We start from the raw sequence: 20907 nt of genomic DNA, 5'->3' as shown, positions 1-20907 counted from the left end.
ACAAATAGCAGTGCATAAAACCAAATTTTCAAAATTTTACCGATCCATCGACCACAAGCAGACTTCGTCGCCAATTACCTCAGGTGAACACACTAAAAAGGGCCTTTCGGCCCTTTTTTACACTGCTTCTTCGTTTTCTTCGCCAGTACGGATCCGGATGACCCGCTCTACGTCGGTGACGAAAATTTTACCGTCGCCAATCTTACCTGTGCGTGCTGTGTCAACTATCACATCAAGCGCCTGGTCCAGAAGCTCATCCTGAATCACCAACTCAATCTTAACTTTGGGCAGAAAGTCGACCATATACTCTGCACCTCGGTATAACTCTGTGTGCCCCTTCTGACGACCAAAGCCTTTCACTTCAGATACTGTCATACCAGTTATGCCAATTTCAGCCAGTGCTTCACGCACATCATCCAGCTTAAAAGGCTTGATTATGGCTTCGACTTTTTTCATCAACTGCTCCCTAAATTTATGCTGACCCAAAATCTATTAGCTAATAGCTTACCACTACAATGATTAGATCAAGAGGTAAAATGATTCAATCTTCATAGAGCAGAACAATATATACGAGCCACCCCAGTCTGAACCAACTCCTCTATACTGGATTGATTCGGTTGTAACCGAATTTAAGTCATTGCAGGACGCATTGGCGACAAACAGCAAGGATTCGCTATGAAACATCAAACAGGCTTTACCCTCATTGAGCTAATGATAACAATCGCGATTGCAAGCATATTGCTTACTATCGGGCTCACTCAACTTACTGAGTTACATCAAGCTTACAGGGCTGATGCCGCGATAAAGGTCATTCAACAAACCTTGCAATACGCTAGAAATACAGCCATAAGTTATGGGCTTCGAGTGACCGTTTGCCCTCTGAAAGACAATCAATGCACGAATGACTGGCACCTGGGGCTAGCAGTCTTCACCGATTCAGGCGTTAGTAACCAGATAGATGGCAATGACAAATTACTGTTGCAAACAGGCTCTTTTGATAGCAATGACTTAATGTCCTACAACCGTTCCGCGGCACGTTTTCAGCCAGATGGGCTTGCATCGGGTAGCAACGGAACGTTCAAGTACTGCCCCGGTTCGGCAGACAGCCCTTATTCCAAAGCAGTGATAATTAATCAGGCAGGCAGAGTACGCTTCTCGACAGAGAAAAATATCGATTGCACTCAATAATGCTACACCTAAGCTGGCGTAAATGTTAAATCAACACTGAGCTGGTAGCGCACTTTTCTACTGAAATTGGGCAACTTCTCGCTTATACTTTCAGACAGTATCAGTGAGGAGTTATAGATGCATAAGAATAAGCAAGGATTTACATTAGTCGAACTCATGGTCACCATTGCCGTGGCAGCAATTCTCATAACTATCGGTGTACCATCGTTAACATCAATCTATGAGCAAGTGCGGGTTGATAACAATGTTAAGAAGATTCATGACCTGTTTGCTTTCGCGCGAAACCAAGCTGTGAGCTACGGCGCTACAGTCAAGATCTGCTCTTTTGCTTCAGCAACTTCCTGTGGGACAACAGCAGACTGGAGTGGCGGTATAAGAGTTTATATTACTGATGCAGCTAACACTGATCACGAACTAAGAGCTATAGACAGTTTTAATGGTCTGGACAAAGTTAAAGCATCTGCAGTTTCAATGACTTTTTCCGCAGATGGACTGGCGTCTGGAGGCACAGTAACGTATTGCCCGAATGGCAAAGCCAGCGATTCACAGACGGTTCTTATAAGCACTAGTGGACTTGTGTCTTATGGTACCAACGGCAATGCTTGTTAAGTTCATTATGTAAAAACCCGCTGATGCGGGTTTTTCTCTACAAACTAAAAAGCAGATATTATCGTAACGTGTGCTTATCTATATTCTGCGCCTTAACACTCGAGAATGCGTTATTAAATGGAACGCACTCTTCGACAGTCTTAATATAATATTTCTTCCCTTTATTATCTGTCAGCTGAGTTCCGGGCAAGCTTGCAACTCTCAGTTGCACATCCTTCTCATTCCAGCGGTAAAATATTACTCGTTCGCCTTTCGGCAGACTATCAACAAAACACTTGTAATCCTGTTTCGCAGCATATGTTGTACACGTAATACAAAACAAGGATACAGCTAATAATACAGAAGCTATGATCTTATTCATTTCCAACACTCCGCTGAAGGCCCCGTAACACCAGCCGAGGTCAGTGTAATGGTACCGCATGTCGAATCTCTACTTGCCTGAGAGCCTTTTGCTGTTGCCGTAATAGTATACGAGCCCGTCCCAGCGGAGGCCACACTATAGTGCCCGTGCTCTGTCAAAAATGGATTTGCACCTAATCCTAACTTTGTCATATCGGTCGCATAAGCTTTATTATCTATATAATACTGCTCCTGCAAATTCGCAACACGCATAACGGCTGCGACACCTTCAGAGCGCCCGCTTTTAGTCACATAGTTAACATACGACGGATACGCTATTGCCGCCAGTATCGCAACAATAGCCACCGTAATCATTAACTCAATCAAAGTAAAACCCAATTTTTTACTATTATTCATATCAATTCGATCCACAGCTACTCATCAATGTGGTAATAAATTTTATTGGTCGTCAAGCCTGACTCCAAATCCACGGTTCCGGTGCAATTTTCGCCATTCTGATCGCAGTTACCTTTACCTATTATCAGCACAGGTGGCGGAGGGTTTAATAACTCTTCAGGAGTACACGTGTCAGAATCACAAGGTGGTGGCGTGATAATTTTTGGTGGCTGCGGGATACAGTTATCACAAACATCTTTAATATAAGACTCCGTATAACGTGTACCTTTGTGTAAATCCAACGTGTAAAGTCGCCCAACAGAAGACACACTGCACACGTCTTGGTTTGCGCTGGGCTGTGTCGGAATAAAAGACGTAAAGTACACCTTACCTTTTATAATTACGGATGGAGATAAGCTTTTTTCACCAGTAACCGCGAAATTATAATACCAGCCCAGTTTTGTCCCAAATGCAATGTTTTCTGCCTCAGTAGAAGGTGCCGCTGAAGTCACGTCATAAAGATTGGCAAAGGTTATTGGAGATGGGATCGCAGTAGCACCATCGCCAAACTGTTGAGACACAACGTATCGGTCCTGTAGCACAAAAAACATATCCTCAGCGTTTAAACTCAAAGGATCAGCCCGATTGCCCGAACCCAAGGTAACCGCATCATAAGGCACATTTTGATACGCTACAGTAGTTGTGGTGCCTGACTCGTCAGTCACTGTCACTTCAGTGGTATTAGTGAAATAGGTTTGCGCTACGCTTGGCTCGTAGAAGAACCTGCGATCGGTCGAGGGCAGGTTTCCTCCTAACTCCGCAAACTTAAAGCCGCTCCAGGTGCTCTTATCCGCAGAAGGCAAATCCATCCGCCACACATTACCGCCTAAATCAGCCGCATAAAGCCGGTCAGTGTAACCGTCACTGTTGCTATCCAGAGTAGCAATAGAGCCAACGATAGAGTCTTGGATATTCGGTAAAGTGGTATCCGCTGTAGCGCCGAAGGAGTGAAGAAGTTCACCATTGGAAGCATCAACAATATATACCATTCTTCCGGAAGCGTTTTTACCGCCGCCACTATCATAGCCAGCGTTATATCCACCGCCAAAAATAAGCACAGGACCATCAAAGCCTGGAATTTTTGTTACAACCGGAGTTGACCAAGTCTGGCCTAAGTCACCAAAACCATCACTTTCGTTTGAAATTTTCCACTTAAAAACGGGGGTATCACTTGTAACGTCTAAGGCGTAATAGGATTGGCCGCCTCTTCGCATACCGAAAAACAACCAGGCTTTACTTATCTCTGAACCATTGCGTTCAATATATGCGACGGGAGAACCATCAATGCCGTACACCCCGTGCCCCATTGAATAGTCGTTCCTCCTTATAACACTGACATTTGGCAACAATTCATACGGCATAAAAGCCCAACTTTCTGATACCACATCACTGGTATCTTTGAACGCGTGCATCATTCCATGATTGGTACCCACAAAAATCTTGGTATGGTCACCGTAATCAATAGCCAATGGCTGAGAATGCAGCGGATCGCCCATGATATCAGCCCTTACACCACCTATGTCGATTGAAGTGTATTCATCCACCTCACCGGTCTCTTTGTAAGAAGCAACATCAACATTCCAACCTTGGATCCATTCAAATGCCCTAATCAATTCATCATTTAAATTCTCTGTAGGTATTCCCATATAAGAAGCTAAATTGCTTTCCCCACCAGCAACCGAAGAAAACATACTGATAGTGCTACTTATATTAGGAAGACTAGGACCGTCATTTGCTGAAAACTGCTTTAATCCGCCCAAATCGCTAAAAAGACGTCGTTCGCGTGGAACTATACTTCTCGCAGCTCCACCGGCGGCAACGATATTGCCTCCATCTACAGCATCACCATTTTCATCTAAATACCCCGTCTTATCACCGTTAGCACTACAATCACTCCATATAGTGCAAGCCTTATTAGTAATACTGCCTGAAGAGTCAATTGCAGGATCGCCGTTAACATCTACTAGCGCTCCGCTTGAATTAACTTTGAGCTTCTTAAGATTACCAGTCCATTTAGGACTTGGTGAAGGTTCAAAAAGCGCATAGTATGCAGCATCTAAGGTTCGCGTTGGATCTGCGCTACTATAGGCTACACCAGGCGCGGAAAAACGCTGACCATTACTATCAATCTCGCCAATCAGTTTTGTAATAGCCTCAATCAACTGGACAGTATTATCAGCCCTCGAATAGGTACCTCTGAGTCCACTTTTGGCATCGGTTGAACGCTTGGCAGTCTCTATCAGCAAAGGTTCAGCAGCCTCTTCATCTTCACCCAAGCTAAAGCCAATGGTATGAGTGACAACACGCTGAAAACCTTCTGCATCAGACAAATCATTATTGAACATATACTCAGCCAATGCGGGAAGATAACTCTCTTTAGCGGGTTGTTCCCCTTCTGCTGCTCGATATGTAAATGGTGCACCCCCTAATTTCTCAACAAAATCATCTGCTGATTTATCTAATACCGGCGCACCGTCGGTAATGTAGATTACATGGGCTACCCGATTACATTTTGACAAGGGTGAAATATAGCTCCCGCCGCTTTCAATACTTGTATCATACATTGGTTTATTAGCATCGTACTTAATATTGATGCCATCACTGTTGCCGTTATAATCACTATCTGAATGGCCAAATTGTATCGCTCCACCACTAAAATAACGATAGGCCTCGTATAAGGTTTCGCACAGAGGCGTATTAGTTTCAGCTGGAAGATTGGTTATCGTGTTAATTAATGCTTCCTTTTCAGAAGCAGTACGCTGCTTAATTCCAGCAACTATCCTGCCACCATCGCTGTCGCCTTCATTCGGAAAGTTCAAATTAAATACAGCTAAGCCGAAATCTACTGACGGGACCGTGCTTATCACACTTGATATTGCTGTTTTTGCAATGGCTAACCGTGTTTGATCAGGATATTCGCCAGGAGCAGTGCCATCTTCAATCGCTTTCTGATAATGGCGGTACCAACGTAAATAGTTAGCCGAATAAAGCGTGACTAACTCTCCAGTATTGAAGCCATTAACGCCAGGAGATGCTCCCCAAGGAATATAAACCGCATTATTTCCGTTACCACTCTTTAGACTATCAACAGGGTAACCTGCGCTAAATGAGGTGATGTCACTGTTGTTATCTGTTTTCAATGCCGGAATATCTTCATAGCAATCAACAGGATTGTTTTGATCTTTACCGGAGTTGTTTTTTATCGGTTGCCAAGTACCTTTACCATTTCCACTGGTAATATACTCTCGAATATAACCGGTAAATCGCCCGTATGTTCCTAACGCCTCACGCGCAACAGTGCACCCATTAAGCAAAACATTAAATCGGTTGGTTTCTGAAGGGCTGTCTGGAATACCGAGGCCTGCTTCATCTATACCAACGCCAATAGCAAAATAAACCATGCCATCGTCATAAGAGTTGGCACTGTCTAACGGCGGATAGTCCTCACTAGATTCGTAACCACCAGGAAGCCCTTCGACAATAGTATCCATACTGCCAGAGTTATCAAAAATAATAAGCACCTGAGGGCGCACATTATTTGCTGCGGGATTGAGATAGAGATCTGTATCATCCGCAAAAGATTGCGCAGGCAAAACCGACGCTGTAACCAGGCCCGCAAATAGAATTTGATTGAACTTCATGATCCGCTCCCGCTGAGCACTTCCTGCTCGATACCTGTTACAACGATAACCTGACCTAGATTATCTCGGCCAAAATTCACCTGGCTCGAGATTTCAATGCGACGGCATTTAAACAAGTCCGTGCCACTGGCCGCAGCACTTCTTTGGCATGATACATTTTTAGGTTGAACCACCAAGTTGCCGGCGCCATCATCCACCAAAGGCAGAGGTGTCAGCACTTGCGCCCCACCTGAATACGAGTTTGCACTATCAATTGCAGTCATAGTGGCCAAAAAGGCTGGTGTCTTATTTAGAAGTACTGCTGCAACTCCACCATCGGCTAATGCTTTGGCCTCTATGCGCTCGGCACCAGCCCCTGCCATTCTCAGAGACTGAGTAGAATTTACAGCCAGTGCGACACCAATAACCGTCATAATGATCAAAACGATTAATGCAAAAAATAGTACGATTCCCTTCTGCTTTTTCATCTGCATACTCGTTTAACTCCTAATCAACACGGGATTTTCAAGCATCACAGTGGTTGACATTACCTTACGTCTATAATTGTCTTGAGGCGCTTCAATAGTCTTATCACCCAGCTGATACTGGGTTTCATTTTTATAGCTAGAGTCTTTTTCTACCGCACGAACAAGCAAAAACAGTTTTAACGCCACAATCCGTTGAAACGATTGGTTATCCCACATCACAGTATCTACACTACCCACGGGCACATATCGATTGGGAATATCATCACCATCATCATCGACACCATACAAAACTCGCAGATTCTCAATACCTTCTACGAGTTGCTCTTCGTTATTCATTCCATTTGCAACCGTTAGCGTTCTTCTTCTTAAAACGGGAACAGTGCCATCATCTTTTACATAGTAGATATGGTGCTGATACTCCCAAAATCGACTGTTAGTCAGTGTTGGAGTAGGCTGGTTACCCGTAAAAAAAATAGCTTCGCTTGATGTGGTTGCAACATAGTGATTAGATGCAACATTGGGCGTTAGGGTGTTGGGCCCAACCAAACGCTTAATCTGCAATACATCCGTTTTTTCTTTTACCCCAGAAAGGCACCCGAAAACATCGCCGCTCACGCCAGCTTCGTAGCCCCAAATCCGCCTAAAATGTGATGTGGTGCCATTGGGAAGCGTTGCGTTATTAACTCCACCACCAATACAATCATTTGGCACAGAAGCAGATGATATGGTTGTATTGCTTCCTAAAATAAAATCAGTACCTGTCATATCGCCCATAAAAGCCAACTGACTAAGATCTCTTTCCATAATCGCTAGAGCTATACGACCATTTTCCTGCAACTGATTAAACTGACTTGTGGTCGTCACATTCGAAGCTGACATGCTGAACATTGTGAAAATGCCGGCAGACAAAAACAGGCTAATCACCAGTGCTACCATCAACTCGACGAGAGACATCCCTGACTGACTGCGCATAATTAGAACCTTCATTCCGATCAAATCACCGTTTGCACTGAATAGAGTCGTCGATTAGCGGTTGTTGAACCACAATCAGAAGCATTTGAATCTATTGACGTTTCGCGAATTCCTTTCCACGCCATAGTAACGGATACATTATTCCCATTTACCACAACACAGGCCGATGGTGTATCCAACCCACCCACATTCTGGGTTCCAACTGTCTCCGCAGCGCCATTGAATTGTGTTTGCCATTCATATAAATCCCAAGCAACCATCTCCGAAGATGAACAGATAGCAGCCCCCTGACACTGTTTACTGACCGAGCTTGGCGCTCCGCTGTATGTTCCGGCATAGTTAGCTATTTGTGTCGGGTTCAGCTTCATGCGATTGATAATATCATTGGCGTAGTATGACGCCTGAGTCTGCTGAAAAGATTCGAAGCTACCGCGCTTGGAAACAATATGTAGATTAAAAATGCCTATAAGGCCGATCACCAGTATTACCAGCGCGACCATTACTTCGATTAAGGAAAATCCTTTCCCATACTTTTTCATTGGTGTCAAATCTCCGAAACCCGACATTTTATTGACTGTCAAACCTCAAATTAACCCTTTAAAATCTTAGATTTAAGCCAAAAGTATACTATACTGGTTAATCATAGTTGAGTCGATTGTTTGCTGCCAGTAACAATAGCATCTAAAAAATCGCAACATTATACCTAGAACTTTCTGGCAATAAAAAAAGAGGCTTAAGCCTCTTTTTTAACATTAACTTAGCAAACAATCACCTGAGTTCAACCGGAACGGCAAAAACTACGTCTTCCTTACGACCCTCAACTTCGGTCACCGCGCTGGGGGCCAGATGGGTAATTGCATCGATAACCTGCTTTACCAGCACTTCCGGCGCTGATGCACCTGCTGTAACAGCCACCTTATCTACACCGGCAAACCACTCAGCCTTGACGTCGGCAGCGCTGTCGACCAGATAGGCCTGCGCACCCGACTTTTCGGCAAGCTCACGCAGCCGGTTGGAGTTGGAGCTGTTTTTCGAACCCACCACGATAAAGAGCTTGGCCTGAGTCGCCAGACTGCGCACCGCATCCTGGCGATTTTGAGTGGCGTAACAAATATCGTCCTTGCGTGGCCCCTCAATGGACGGAAACTTCGCCTGCAGCGCCGCGATGATGTCCAGTGTATCGTCAACCGACAGTGTGGTTTGGGTGACGAAGCACAGGTTATCCGGGTCTTTAACCTGAAGGGCTTCGACGTCTTCCACCGACTCAATCAGATAAACGCCACCCTCAGGATTATCGTACTGGCCCATGGTGCCTTCCACTTCCGGATGGCCTTCATGACCAATCAGGATGCATTCAACCCCTTTGCGGCTGGCACGGGTTACCTGCAGGTGCACCTTGGTCACCAGCGGGCAAGTGGCATCGAATACCTTAAGGCCACGCTTTTTGGCCTCAGCCCGCACCGCCTGCGACACCCCGTGGGCAGAGAAGATCACTATGCTGTTGTCCGGCACCTGATCCAACTCTTCAACAAAGATCGCACCACGGTCTTTGAGGTTTTGCACCACATAACGGTTGTGCACCACTTCGTGACGCACATATATAGGTGGCGAAAACAGCTCAAGGGCGCGCTCAACGATGCTGATGGCACGGTCAACCCCGGCACAAAAGCCCCGTGGATTGGCAAGCAGAATGTTCATCTGTCCAGTCATCAGAGCTCCTCCAGCACTTCCAGCTCGAAGGTCACTGCCTGACCGGCAAGTGGATGGTTCAGATCGACCGTCACAGAATCGCCGGCCACATCACGGACAATGCCAGGAATTTCGCTGCCACCGGGGCCTGCAAAACTAACAATCACACCGGTTTCCAGCTGCATATCGGCAGGGAAGCGGCTGCGATCGAGATGATGAATCGCATCTGGATTCACATCACCAAAGGCATCCTCTGGCTGCAGGGTGAACTTGTGCGAATCACCGACCTTCAGTGCGCCAAGCTCAGCTTCAAACGCCGGGCTCAGGCTGCCATCACCAATATTGAGGCGTGCGGGCTTACCCGACGCCTTGGTGCTGTCGGCGGTAGAGCCGTCAGACAAGAGAATATTCATATGGCACAGCAACGACTTTTGGCTCATGTGTTACTCCTTGATGGCCTTGTCATCCGAGCTGGACGTTTTAAAGCTGTCGATAATAATCAGCACGGCACCAATAAAGATGGCGGCATCGGCTATGTTAAACGCCGGGTAATGGGCGGTGTTCCAATAGAAATCGAGGAAATCCACCACAAAGCCATGTTGCAGACGGTCTATCAGATTACCAAGCGCACCGCCAATCACCAGGGTGTAGGCCAGATTCAGCCGCACCATGTTGGCTGGCTGCTTACGCAGCCAAATGGTTAACAGCACGCTGAAGCCCACGGCCACCGCCGTAAACAGCCAGCGCTGCCAGCCCCCTGCATCATGCAGGAAGCTGAAAGCTGCGCCATAGTTGCGCACATAGGTGAAGTTAAAAAACGGCAGCAGCTTGACCGACTCGTACAGGTCAAAGTTGGCCAGCACCCACTGTTTGGACAGCTGGTCGGCCAAAAACACCACTACCACTACCCAATACCAGCGCAGGCCACTTTCTTTCCAATTCAATTGCATGGCCATCCTTATGCGAAGGCGCGGGCTTCGCCGTCACCCTCAATGTTGGTCACACAGCGGCCACACAGGCTTGGGTGCGCTTCAACTGAACCCACATCTTCACGGTGATGCCAGCAGCGCTCACACTTTGCCGCGTCAGTCTTGGCAACCAACACCTTCAGACCGGCAAGCTCAGTGGCAACAGCCGACTCAGGCGCAGCATCGATTGGCAGCACCTTGGCATCCGAGGTCAACAGCACAAAGCGCAGCTCGTCACCGAGCACAGCCACCTTGGCTGCCAGTTCGGCATCAGCAAACAGGGTCACGGTTGCTTCCAGTGAGCCACCCAGCACCTTGTCGCGACGTGCCTGCTCAAGCTCTTTGTTCACTTCGTTACGAACGCTGAGCAGCAACTCCCAGTGGCTGTCAGCCAGATCGCTTTCCAGGGTTACCGGCTTCAGGCCTTCGTACCATTCCTGGGTGAACACATAGGCTTCACGCTTGCCAGGCAACAGCTGCCAAATTTCATCGGCGGTAAAGCTCAGCACAGGTGCAATCCAGCGCACCATGGCTTCGGCGATGTGGAACAGTGCCGATTGACAGCTGCGACGGGCATGGCTTTCACGCTTGGCGGTGTACTGACGGTCTTTGATGATGTCCAGATAGAAGCTGCCAAGTTCTACCGAGCAGAACTGCATCAGCTTATGGGTCACCATGTGGAAATTGTATTGCTCGTAAGCGGCTATGATTTCGCTCTGCACCTTGGCGGCGCGGCGTACCATCCAGCGGTCCAGCGCCACCATATCTTCTACGGCTACCATGTCGGTTTCAGGCTCGAAACCATTGAGGTTCGCCAGCAGGAAACGACCTGTGTTACGGATACGGCGATAAGAGTCGGCGGCGCGATTCAAGATTTCATCGGATACGCTCATCTCACCGCTGTAATCGGTGGCAGCTACCCACAGACGCAGGATGTCTGCGCCAAGCTTGTTGGTCACTTCCTGAGGCGCAATCACGTTGCCGATAGACTTGGACATCTTGCGGCCCTTACCGTCCACGGTAAAGCCGTGGGTCAGCACCTGCTTGTAAGGCGCCTTGGCATGCATGGCGGTAGACAGCATCAGTGATGACATAAACCAGCCGCGGTGCTGATCCGAGCCTTCCAGGTACAGATCCACGCCATGGCCCTGGAACTCAGGACGGGCAGCCACCACAGTTTCAAAGGTCGAACCTGAGTCATACCAAACGTCCAGCGTATCGGTCACTTTGCGGTACTGGGCGGCTTCATCGCCCAGTAGCTCGGCCGAATCCAGATCCCACCAGGCCTGAATGCCCTGCTGCTCAATGCGGTGCGCCACGCGCTCCATCAAGGAGACAGAATCTGGGTGCAGCTCTTCGGTTTCCTTGTTAACAAACAAGGTGATAGGCACGCCCCAGGTACGCTGACGAGAGATACACCAGTCAGGACGGTTGGCAACCATGGTTTCGATGCGGCTCTGGCCCCAGTCAGGGATCCACTGGGTGTTTTTGATTTCGCCCAGTGCAGTGCTGCGCAGGCCCTGGTTATCCATAGAGATAAACCACTGCGGGGTTGCACGGAAAATGATTGGCGTTTTGTGGCGCCAGCAATGTGGATAGCTGTGACGGTAAGCCACATGGTTCAGCAGCGCGCCTTTTTCTTTCAAAAGCGCAACCACATTGTCGTTGGCTTTAAATACATGCTGACCGGCAAAGAAAGGGGTATCGGCCTTATACACGCCGTTGTCACCCACAGGGTTGGCCACTTCCAGACCATACTTCTGCCCTACCACGAAGTCGTCCTGACCATGGCCAGGGGCAGTGTGCACCACGCCGGTACCGGCATCGGTGGTCACGTGGTCACCCAAAATCACCGGCACGTCAAAGTCGAGGAATGGGTGAGCAAAACGCATCAGCTCAAGCTCGCTGCCTTTTACACGACCCAGCACGTCGAATGACTCGGCGCCAAAACGCTTCACACAGTCTTCGTGCAGCACATCGGCCACCACAATGGCGCGGGTAACCTCGTCTTTGGTGAAGGATACCAGCACATATTCAAGGTCGCCGGATACGGCCAGCGCGCGGTTGGCAGGCAGGGTCCACGGGGTGGTGGTCCAGATAACCATGGCGATATCATGGTCGTACTGAGCTACGCCAAATTTGGCCAGCAGCGCAGACTTATCAACCACATTGAAACCTACGTCGATGGCAGGAGACGTCTTATCTTCGTATTCCACTTCGGCTTCAGCCAGTGCTGAGCCACAGTCGGTACACCAGTGCACCGGCTTCACACCTTTTTGCAGGTGGCCGTTGGAGATAACTTTGGCCAGAGAACGCACGATGTTGGCTTCAGTGGCAAAGTCCATGGTCAGGTATGGCTTGTCCCAATCACCCAGCACGCCCAGACGGATAAAGTCTTCGCGCTGGCCATCAACCTGAGCAGCAGCATACTTGCGGCACTCTTCACGGAATTCGGCGGCAGAGATCTTCTGACCCGGCTTACCCACCTTCTGCTCAACTTTGAGCTCGATAGGCAGACCATGGCAGTCCCAACCCGGCACATAAGGGGCATCGAAGCCCGCCATGGTTTTGGACTTGATAATGATGTCTTTGAGGATCTTGTTTACAGAGTGACCAATGTGAATGCTGCCGTTGGCGTAAGGAGGGCCATCATGCAGGATAAATGGCTTGCGGCCAATGCGGCTGTCACGGATCTGCTGATACAGCTTGTCCTTGTTCCAGCGCTCAAGCATTGCGGGCTCGCGATTAGCCAGATTCCCACGCATCGGAAACTCAGTTTCCGGCAAATTCAAAGTAGATTTATAGTCGCTCATCGATCCTATACCGTTAATTGCCAAATAGTTTTAGCGTTTTGCTTAACCTGCATCGTCACCAAGCAGAGCCCGGGCTCTGTCGGCATCGTTCCAAATCTGTTTTTTCAGGGCCTCAAGGGATTCAAAGGGCTGCTCGTCGCGAATTTTCGCCACCAGTTCCACTTCCACCCGTTTGCCATAGAGGTCGCCTTCAAAATCAAACAGATGCACCTCAAGCTGGCACACCTGTCCATTGACTGTGGGCCTGAACCCCACATTGGCCACCCCTTCATATATATCACTTTCATCCCACCACAGCTTGACGGCGAAGACGCCGCGCACCGGCACCACCTTACGCTTAAGCGCAATATTGGCGGTGGGAAAGCCAATCGTCCGGCCAATCTTTTGCCCGTGGGCCACCCGGCCACAAAGGGTAAAAGGATGGCCGAGCAAGCGCCTTGCCTGCTCCAGATTACCCTTGGCGAGCTGCTCACGCACCGCGGTGGAGCTCACCCTCAGGTCGCCCACCATAAAAGAGTGGGTATTAACCACGGCAAAGCCGAAACGCTCACCGGCTTTTTTCAGCATCTCAAAGTTACCGGCGCGGCTCTTACCGAAGCAAAAATCGTCACCAACCACCAGATACCTGACCCCGAGCTTTCTCACCAGCAGGTCTTCGATAAAGTGCTCGGGATCCATCGCGGCAAACTTGCGGTTGAAATTGACGCACAGCAGGCGGTCAATTCCCAGCTCGTCCAGCAGCACTATCTTATCCCGCAGCAAACTCAGGCGCGCCGGGGCATCATCACCACGGAACAGCTCCTGCGGCTGGGGCTCGAAGGTCATCAGGGTCGCGGGCAGACCAAAATGCTTGGCCCGCTCAACCAAACTGGCAATCACTTTGGCGTGCCCACGATGGACACCGTCAAAGTTGCCGATGGTTAGCACACATCCCCGATGGGCGGGCAAGATATTGTGAATTCCGCGGATTAATTCCATGTGACCTGACAACTGGCGTACGTAAATTGGCGGATTATATCTCAGCTGACGCTGAGAATCAGCCCTTGCGGGCGCGTTTCATCTGCCAGGGCTTAATCCCCAGCAGAATAAGCGACAACCCATAAACTAAAGCCCCCAGACCGATATAACCGGCAAGGGCACCGGCACGCTCGCCAATATGCCACTCGAGCCACACCGCCTGTGTGGGCAACAGATACCACAGAAGCGCCCCCATAGCGAGGGTAGACACGGCCACCTTGGCAAAAAACACCAACGTCGACTTCGCCACTTTATATACACCGGCCTTATGCAGCCCCCGATAAAGCAGCGCGGCATTGAGCAGCGCCGACAAGGAAGTGGCAATCGCCAGTCCCACATAGCCAAAGGGCACCGCAAAGATAATGTTAAACACCATATTACTGACCATGGCGACAATACCGTAACGCACTGGCGTTTTGGTATCCTGGCGTGAGTAATAACCGGGCGCCAATACTTTGATAAGCATGAAGTTAAGCAGGCCAGCGCCATAAGCCATCAAACTGTAAGACGCCATTTCCACATCGCTGATATCAAAAGCGCCGCGCATAAAGAGCACCATCAGCATAGGCTGGGCCAGCACAATCAGCCCCAGCATGGCGGGCATACCCAGAAGCAAAATCGCCCTCACCCCCCAATCCATGGTTTTGGCAAAGCCTTCGCCTTCATCGTTTACATGCTTTTTCGACAACGCGGGCAACACCACAGTGGCAATGGCAATACCAAAAAGTCCCAACGGGAACTCAAGCAAACGGTCAGAGTAATAGAGCCAACTGATGGAGCCGGTCATCAGGAAGCTGGCAATAAAGGTGTCAAACAGCAGGTTAATCTGCGATACAGATACGCCAAACAGCGCCGGGATCATCAGGGTGCGGATTTTAACAACACCAGGGTGGTGCCAGCCCCAGGAGGGCTTAACCAGGGCTCGCTCGCGGTACAAAAAGGGAATTTGGAACAGAAACTGAATAAGACCGCCGGCAAACACGCCCCAGGCCAAACCGATTTCCGGCTGCTCAAGCTGCGGCGACAACCACAGGGCAAAGGCGATAATGGCGATATTCAAAAATACCGGGGTAAAGGCCGACACCGCAAAGCGGCCCCGGGTATTGAGGATGGAGCCTGCCAGCGCAGTAAAGGTGATAAACCATAAATAAGGAAAGGTAATCTTCAGCATCAGGGCCGCGAGTTCAAACTTGACCCCGTTTTCACCGCCCTCGAGCCAGTCGAGAAACCAACCGCCACCGAACAGCGCGGCCAATATTGGTGAACCAATCACCCCTAACAGAGTCACTATGGTCACCAGACCGCCCAGGGTACCCGCAACTTTGGATAAGAGTTCTCGGGTTTCTTCGCTGCTGCGCTTTTCCTGATACTCGGTCAGCACAGGCACAAATGCCTGAGCAAATGCACCTTCGGCAAATAATCTGCGCAGGAAATTGGGGATTTTATTGGCAAAAAAGAACACATCCGCGCTGGCCCCGGCCCCCATCAGGTTGGCCACCACCATATCCCGTACAAGGCCCAATACACGGGAGATGAAGGTCATGGCACTCACAACCAACCCCGACTTCAGTAATTTTTTACTCAATTTGCCCCCTGGGAAGGACCGGAAAATGCGGGTGATATCTTGGAAAAAAACGCTTCCGGCTCTGTCATACGCCAGTATTTGCTGGTAGAATTGCGCCACATTTTACACGAGTTGGGTTGAAGATAGCCAAGTCGGGTTGGATTTATTTGCCTTAATGGCGGATATTCCACCATTGCCATTGACAAAGTGGCAAAATACGGGCATATTCCTCGGCCTTTAAAAGTATTAATCCCAAGTTTTTAGGAGTTGCACCTTGGCTAACAGCAAGACTGCAAAGAAACGCGCTATTCAATCCGAAAAGCGTCGTCAGCACAACGCCAGCCGTCGCTCAATGCTGCGTACCTACGTGAAGAAAGTTATCGCCGCCATCAAAACCGGTGATCACAAAGCTGCTACTGAAGCCTTCGCCGTTGCTCAGCCTATCGTTGACCGCATGGCCACCAAAGGCCTGATCCACAAGAACAAGGCTGCCCGTCAAAAGGCTCGTCTGAACGCCCGTATCAAGGCTCTGGCTGCTTAATCGCTGCCAGCAAGACGTAAAAAAACCGGCTCAGGCCGGTTTTTTTATGTCTGTTCAATGGCAATAAATGTTATTGAGCAGCTTGATCATTTCTTTCACCTCGTCACTTTTCAACGAGTAGAATACCGTCTGAGCTTCCTTACGGGTAGAGACCAGATTATCCTTCCTGAGCCATGCCAGGTGCTGCGACAGTGCCGACTGACTTAACCCAAGTTTTTTGTTCATTTCACCTACACACATCTCCCCTTCGTTGAGCAGATGGCACAAAATGAACAACCGACGCTCATTGGCCAGTGCCTTTAAAAGCACTACCGCATGATCAGCTCGCTCCTGCATTAATTCAATATTCATTACGAGCATATTCTCCTAATACAAACCCCGGGCCTAATATAGCCTTGGCTTACAGACTTCGTCGGGACACAGCCCACACTTTTTGTTAGATTGTTTTCAAAAATGAGATGTACCTAATAAAAATAGAGGAAACACATGAAAACCCTACCTAAGCTTCTGGCCGGAGTCGGCCTGATTGCGCTCACGGCCCCATGGGGCGCATTTGCATCGGACGATATAAATCAGAAAGTTGCAGAGCAACTGGCACAAAAAGCCCAGTCTTCTTCCCTCGGCTATGGCATCGTGGAGTCTTTGACAGTTGAAGTGGGCCCCCGGCTCGCAGGCAGTGAGCAGGATATGGTGGCAGTGGACTGGGCGATCGCCAAGCTGCAAAGCCTGGGATTTGACCGGGTTTATAAGGAACCCGTAACGGTCCCCGTTTGGCACCGAGGTTTAGCTAAAGCCAGCATTCTGAGCCCTTTTCCACAACCCCTGGTGGTAACCGCACTGGGCGGCAGTGTTGCTACACCACCTCAGGGACTCAGCGCCGCCATTGTGCGGTTTGATAGCCTGCAAGACTTACAGAATGCCGAAGATGGCGGCCTGAATGGCAAAATCGCCTTTATTGATGCCAAAACAGAAAGACATCGAGATGGAAGTGGCTATGGCCAAACGGCTTTCGGCCGTAGTCGCGGCGCCGTAGCCGCGGCGAAAAAAGGTGCTGTGGGTATCATCATCCGCTCCATCGGCACAGATCATGACCGTATGGCCCATACCGGCATGATGCGCTATGAGGAAGGTATCACCGCGATTCCTGCCGCCGCCATCTCCAACCCGGATGCCGACCTGATTAATGCCATGCTCAAGCGCGATAAAGAAGTGGTGATTTCACTGGAGCTTGGCTCTGAGCGCCGTGGTGAAACCACATCCTACAATGTGATAGCCGAAGTCAAAGGCAGCACCAAAGCCGATGAGATTGTACTGATAGGCGCACACCTTGACTCCTGGGACGAAGGAACCGGCGCCATCGATGATGGTGCCGGCGTTGCCATTGTGACTGCGGCCGCCAAACACATTCTCGACCTGCCACAAAAGCCGGCACGGACCGTTCGCGTAGTGCTGTATGCTGCAGAAGAGCTGGGATTATTAGGCGGAAAAACCTACGCCAAAGACCATGAAGCCGAGCTGGATAAACACTATATCGCGGCTGAATCAGACTTCGGCGCAGGTCCTATTTATCAGATTGATTGGCGGGTGGCTGACACGGCTCACACTCCTGTAGTCAACGCCATGAAGGTGGCAGAGCCTCTGGGCGTAGCGGCTGGCAATAACAAGGCTTCAGGCGGCCCGGACGTCTCCATGTTGCCCGCTCTTGGCGTACCTGTTGCTTCGCTTCGTCAGGATGGAAGTGATTACTTTGACTTTCACCACACGCCCAACGATACGCTGGACAAGATTAACCCAGAGGCACTGGCACAAAACGTGGCCGTGTATGCGCAATTTGCCTGGATGATGGCAAACAGCGAAGTCGAACTAAGACCCTTGCCTCCCAAGGAATAACACCTTGTCACCTTATAATGAAAAACGCGGCCATTGCCGCGTTTTTATCACTGTAAGCAAAACTGCCTCAGCGAACTTTAACGCTCTTCACGTAAAAACACCGGCGTGTTGGGAGTCGACTGCTCAGGGCTGTAATAATAGCCATCGTAATCAAACCCTTTAAGATCCTCTATGGTCTTTGGCCGGGTGGTCAGGATAAAACGCGCCATCAAGCCGCGGGCTTTCTTGGCGTAAAAACTGATGATTTTATACTGACCGTTTTTGGCATCCTTAAACACAGGGTTTACCAGTGTTCCTTCGATCCCCTTGGCTTTAACGGCTTTGAAGTATTCATTGGACGCAAGATTGACCAGGATATCATCCCCTTGAGCCGCCAACGCCTCGTTCAGCTTATCCGTGATGATATTACCCCAAAACTCATACAGGTTTTTGCCACGGCCATTGCCAAGGGCTGTGCCCATTTCAAGACGGTAGGCCTGCATCAAATCCAGGGGTTTTAACACACCATACAAGCCGGAAAGCATGCGCAGATGGGACTGCGCATACTCAAGCTGTTCCGCGCTCAGGCTGTCTGCATCCAATCCTGTGTACACATCCCCGCGAAAGGCGAAGAGTGCCTGTTTGGCATTTTCCAATGAAAAGGACGGTGTCCAGGACGCAAATCTTGCCGCATTCAGCCCGGCAATTTTGTCGCTCACAGACATCAAAGAAGCAATATCTGCCGGCGTTAAACCCTTACAGACTTCTATCAGCTCAGCGCTGTGGCTCACCAGCTCAGGTAACGTGTACTGCTCTGTGGGCGCAGGATTATCGTAATCCAATGTTTTGGCGGGGGAAATTACAACCAGCATGGGTTTCTCTCGTCAATTCAGTTAAACCTTATGATACCCAAGAGAGATAAAAAAACCACGCAGCATTGGCGTGGTTTTTTGGATTGCACTAATCGGCTCAGGCTTCGTTTGCCCTGGCTTTGGCATTCTCGGGCCAGATGTCGGTTTCTACCTGACCATCCAGCTCTGGAAACTTACTTCTATCGAATACCGGCATGTCGCCTTTTTTAAGTTGGTCCCGATAGTCATCTATCACCCGGATAGCGAGACCAGACAGCAGCACCAGCGCGATAATATTCACTATTGCCATCAGCCCCATGGAAACATCCGCAAGATCCCAAACCAGGCTGATTTTTGCCATGGCACCAAACATCACCATGCCCAGCACCAGTAACCGGAACAGCGGCAACGCAGTTTTGCGGTTACCGGACAGGAACATGACGTTGGTTTCAGCGTAAGAATAGTTGGCAATAATAGATGTAAAGCAGAACAGGAAAATCGCAAACGCGATGAATGCGCCGCCCCAATCTCCCACATGGCTGGTCAAGGCATCGATGGTGAGTTTGATACCATCGCTTTCTGCGCCCATGTCGCCGGCAAGCAAAATAATGGCCGCTGTGGCGGTACAAATCACCAGGGTATCGACAAACACCCCCATCATCTGCACAAATCCCTGAGACGCTGGGTGATTGGGGTTTGGGGTCGCGCTGGCCGCTACGTTCGCGGCACTGCCCATACCGGCTTCGTTGGAAAACAGACCGCGGGCAATACCGGCCTGCATGGCCTGAGCCACACTGTACGCAACACCGCCGGCTACGGCCTCTTGCCAACCAAAGGCACTCTTGATTATCAGGCTGAATACTTCTGGCAGTTTGTCGAGGTTCACCACCACAACCACTGACGCTATGAGCAGGTATACCAGGGCCATAAAGGGCACAACGATTTCTGATACACGCGCCACTTTACGAAGGCCGCCCATAATGACGAATCCGCTGGCGACCACTATTCCTATGCCGACGTAGACGGGTTCGAATCCGAATACTCTTTCCAACGCACCAGTGATGGTATTGGCCTGAACTGCGTTAAATACCAAACCAAATGCCAGGATCAGAAAGACAGAGAACAATGCGCCCATCCAGCGCTGACCCAATCCCTTCTCCATGTAGTAGGCAGGACCACCGCGGAACTGGCCGTCTTCATCTTTCACTTTGTAGACCTGTGCCAGGGTCGATTCAATCATGGCGGTTGCCATACCAAGTACCGCAATCGCCCACATCCAGAACACAGCTCCAGGCCCTGCGGTGCCAATGGCTACAGCAACACCGGCCATATTCCCCGCGCCAACACGCGCGGCCATACTGGTGCAGAACACCTGGAAAGAAGATAGGCCACCGTCGCCACCCTGACGGCTGATAGTCATGACCTTGATGCCATGTTTAAAGTGAGTCAATTGGATAAAGGCCAGTCGAACTGTAAAGTAAAGCCCCGCACCCACCAGTCCGTAAACCAGCAGCTTGCCCCATAGCAGGGCGTTAAGAAAATTAACAATAGTTTCTAACATAGTCTTGTTCTTCTTCCTTCCTGCAATGGCGATGCATCCCTTTCTCTCGCCGCTGCCGCAACATTGCTTAAGATTATCCCTAAGCGCATGAATAGCTGTAATTTTTCTAAAGAATTCCCTTAATGTGGCTGAGTTTCAGTACCACTTACAACAATTGGATGCCCGATGGACGCGGCAAAGTAGCACAGTATTTCAAAAAAAACTCGTGATCAAGCTCACGCTTGCGCATTTATACGACATGCGAATCACGAAGCAAATAAGAGTATAAGATACTGTTAAAAGTCGATTAACAAACAAAACATAGCTATACAAGATGTGAACATTAGTGAGATCAACTTTGCGAATTTGGATGTGGGGCACAT

The 20907-nt window shown here is 49.5% G+C and carries 20 protein-coding genes; 4 read left to right on the top strand and 16 right to left on the bottom strand.

Annotated elements, in window-relative coordinates; translation table 11 throughout:
* Positions 1–117: 117 nt before the first annotated feature.
* A complete protein-coding gene (gene glnB / locus K0H63_RS05080) occupies positions 118–456 on the bottom strand; it encodes a nitrogen regulatory protein P-II (protein WP_011759051.1) in 339 nt (112 codons plus the stop codon).
* Between the two features lie 219 nt (positions 457–675).
* Between glnB and K0H63_RS05075 the strand changes: the two genes are divergently transcribed.
* Positions 676–1188, top strand: a complete 513-nt coding sequence (locus K0H63_RS05075; protein WP_220067005.1) for a GspH/FimT family pseudopilin — start codon at positions 676–678, stop codon at positions 1186–1188.
* A 117-nt stretch (positions 1189–1305) separates the two neighbouring features.
* Positions 1306–1797, top strand: a complete 492-nt coding sequence (locus K0H63_RS05070) for a GspH/FimT family pseudopilin (RefSeq protein WP_220067004.1) — start codon at positions 1306–1308, stop codon at positions 1795–1797.
* Between the two features lie 58 nt (positions 1798–1855).
* On the opposite strand, the gene K0H63_RS05065 is transcribed toward K0H63_RS05070, so the two are convergent.
* The 12 genes from K0H63_RS05065 to murJ form a co-directional block, all read right to left on the bottom strand.
* A complete protein-coding gene (locus K0H63_RS05065) occupies positions 1856–2158 on the bottom strand; it encodes a TapY2 family type IVa secretion system protein (protein WP_220067003.1) in 303 nt (100 codons plus the stop codon).
* Positions 2155–2553, bottom strand: a complete 399-nt coding sequence (locus K0H63_RS05060; protein WP_220067818.1) for a type IV pilin protein — start codon at positions 2551–2553, stop codon at positions 2155–2157. The genes K0H63_RS05065 and K0H63_RS05060 overlap by 4 nt, the downstream gene beginning before the upstream one ends.
* A 17-nt stretch (positions 2554–2570) precedes the next feature.
* Entirely contained in the window at positions 2571–6233 is a 3663-nt protein-coding gene (locus K0H63_RS05055) for a pilus assembly protein (protein ID WP_220067002.1), read from the bottom strand.
* The gene (locus K0H63_RS05050; RefSeq protein ID WP_220067817.1) at positions 6230–6700 is read right to left on the bottom strand and encodes a pilus assembly PilX family protein; all 471 of its coding nucleotides are present in this window, start codon (positions 6698–6700) and stop codon (positions 6230–6232) included. The genes K0H63_RS05055 and K0H63_RS05050 overlap by 4 nt, the downstream gene beginning before the upstream one ends.
* 12 nt (positions 6701–6712) lie before the next feature.
* On the bottom strand, positions 6713–7672 hold the full coding sequence (locus tag K0H63_RS05045; RefSeq protein WP_258405657.1) for a PilW family protein: 960 nt from the start codon (positions 7670–7672) through the stop codon (positions 6713–6715).
* Between the two features lie 20 nt (positions 7673–7692).
* Complete coding sequence (gene pilV, locus K0H63_RS05040) at positions 7693–8211, bottom strand: type IV pilus modification protein PilV (protein ID WP_220067816.1); 519 nt, start codon at positions 8209–8211, stop codon at positions 7693–7695.
* A gap of 229 nt (positions 8212–8440) precedes the next feature.
* Positions 8441–9370: a 4-hydroxy-3-methylbut-2-enyl diphosphate reductase gene (ispH, locus tag K0H63_RS05035; RefSeq protein WP_220067815.1), complete on the bottom strand. Its 930-nt coding sequence runs from the start codon at positions 9368–9370 to the stop codon at positions 8441–8443.
* A gap of 11 nt (positions 9371–9381) precedes the next feature.
* Positions 9382–9801, bottom strand: coding sequence for an FKBP-type peptidyl-prolyl cis-trans isomerase (gene fkpB / locus K0H63_RS05030; protein WP_220067000.1), 420 nt, complete (start codon positions 9799–9801; stop codon positions 9382–9384).
* A gap of 3 nt (positions 9802–9804) precedes the next feature.
* Positions 9805–10311 (bottom strand): signal peptidase II, encoded by a 507-nt coding sequence (gene lspA, locus K0H63_RS05025; RefSeq protein WP_220066999.1) that lies wholly within the window; start codon positions 10309–10311, stop codon positions 9805–9807.
* A gap of 8 nt (positions 10312–10319) precedes the next feature.
* Complete coding sequence (ileS, locus tag K0H63_RS05020; protein WP_220066998.1) at positions 10320–13142, bottom strand: isoleucine--tRNA ligase; 2823 nt, start codon at positions 13140–13142, stop codon at positions 10320–10322.
* Positions 13143–13184: 42 nt separating this feature from the next.
* Complete coding sequence (gene ribF / locus K0H63_RS05015) at positions 13185–14120, bottom strand: bifunctional riboflavin kinase/FAD synthetase (protein WP_220066997.1); 936 nt, start codon at positions 14118–14120, stop codon at positions 13185–13187.
* Between the two features lie 58 nt (positions 14121–14178).
* Positions 14179–15744: a murein biosynthesis integral membrane protein MurJ gene (gene murJ, locus K0H63_RS05010; protein WP_220066996.1), complete on the bottom strand. Its 1566-nt coding sequence runs from the start codon at positions 15742–15744 to the stop codon at positions 14179–14181.
* 253 nt (positions 15745–15997) lie between these two features.
* On the opposite strand from murJ, the gene rpsT reads away from it, so the two are divergent.
* A complete protein-coding gene (gene rpsT / locus K0H63_RS05005; protein WP_011759037.1) occupies positions 15998–16264 on the top strand; it encodes a 30S ribosomal protein S20 in 267 nt (88 codons plus the stop codon).
* 54 nt (positions 16265–16318) lie between these two features.
* Here the strand turns inward: rpsT and K0H63_RS05000 are convergent, their stop codons facing one another.
* Positions 16319–16615 (bottom strand): ArsR/SmtB family transcription factor, encoded by a 297-nt coding sequence (locus tag K0H63_RS05000; RefSeq protein WP_203326260.1) that lies wholly within the window; start codon positions 16613–16615, stop codon positions 16319–16321.
* Positions 16616–16750: 135 nt separating this feature from the next.
* On the opposite strand from K0H63_RS05000, the gene K0H63_RS04995 reads away from it, so the two are divergent.
* Positions 16751–18154 carry a M28 family metallopeptidase gene (locus K0H63_RS04995; RefSeq protein ID WP_220066995.1) on the top strand — a complete coding sequence of 468 codons (1404 nt, stop codon included), beginning with the start codon at positions 16751–16753 and terminating at the stop codon, positions 18152–18154.
* A gap of 77 nt (positions 18155–18231) precedes the next feature.
* Here the strand turns inward: K0H63_RS04995 and yaaA are convergent, their stop codons facing one another.
* Both yaaA and K0H63_RS04985 read right to left on the bottom strand, forming a co-directional pair.
* Positions 18232–19005, bottom strand: coding sequence for a peroxide stress protein YaaA (gene yaaA, locus K0H63_RS04990; RefSeq protein ID WP_220066994.1), 774 nt, complete (start codon positions 19003–19005; stop codon positions 18232–18234).
* 97 nt (positions 19006–19102) lie between these two features.
* On the bottom strand, positions 19103–20545 hold the full coding sequence (locus K0H63_RS04985) for an alanine/glycine:cation symporter family protein (protein WP_220066993.1): 1443 nt from the start codon (positions 20543–20545) through the stop codon (positions 19103–19105).
* Positions 20546–20907: the final 362 nt, after the last annotated feature.

The sequence above is a fragment of the Shewanella zhangzhouensis genome (genome assembly GCF_019457615.1).
GTDB lineage: Bacteria > Pseudomonadota > Gammaproteobacteria > Enterobacterales > Shewanellaceae > Shewanella > Shewanella zhangzhouensis.
The sequence above is the reverse complement of the archived record's forward strand: the minus strand, read 5'-3'. Positions and strand labels throughout refer to the sequence as shown.